The sequence below is a fragment of the Arthrobacter sp. TB 26 genome (genome assembly GCF_000427315.1).
GTDB lineage: Bacteria > Actinomycetota > Actinomycetes > Actinomycetales > Micrococcaceae > Arthrobacter.
In genome coordinates this window covers 14,385-14,860 of the sequence record NZ_AUPJ01000289.1, presented here as the reverse complement: position 1 = coordinate 14,860, position 476 = coordinate 14,385, and the positions used below count along the sequence as shown (strand labels likewise).

Sequence of the window (476 nt, the reverse complement as noted above, 5' to 3'; positions counted from 1 at the left end):
TCCCCCGCCAAGCCCGACCAGGAAGCGATGGCACGCCAGATCACCGACTGGTTGTGCCTGGGTATCGCGCCCGAGCTCCGCACGGCACTCCCGACGCAAACACCACCGATCCAAACACCCCCGACCCAAACAGCACCGACTTCAGCACCGACCTTGTCCGAACCAACGAAGGAAACGACATGACCGAACTAGCCGACCGCCCCGCGGGCTCCCCCAAGACCACCCTTGACCCGGCGCGGGCCTCCTCACGCCCTGCGACCACAACCGGCGCGCCGTATCCCGCCGTCGACGTGGCCGCGCTGGGCGAGCTGCTCCTGGGCAAATGGGCCGACACCCGCCGCACCGCGCGGGCGCTCGCGGGCCGTCCGGAACTCCACAAGACCGAGGGCCTGACCCACACCGAGCACCGCCGTCGCGCGTTCGGCCAGCTCAAGATCCTGGTGGAGAACGGCGCGGTGCACCGCGCCTTCCCCGCC

2 pseudogenes (both cut by a window edge) are annotated in these 476 nt (G+C 70.4%); both read left to right on the top strand.

Annotated elements, in window-relative coordinates:
• Positions 1-183: pseudogene (locus K789_RS0110375) on the top strand (TetR/AcrR family transcriptional regulator); it begins 624 nt to the left of the window's first position.
• A pseudogene (locus tag K789_RS22825) lies at positions 180-476 on the top strand (acyl-CoA dehydrogenase); it runs 1,841 nt beyond the window's last position. The pseudogenes K789_RS0110375 and K789_RS22825 overlap by 4 nt, the downstream one beginning before the upstream one ends.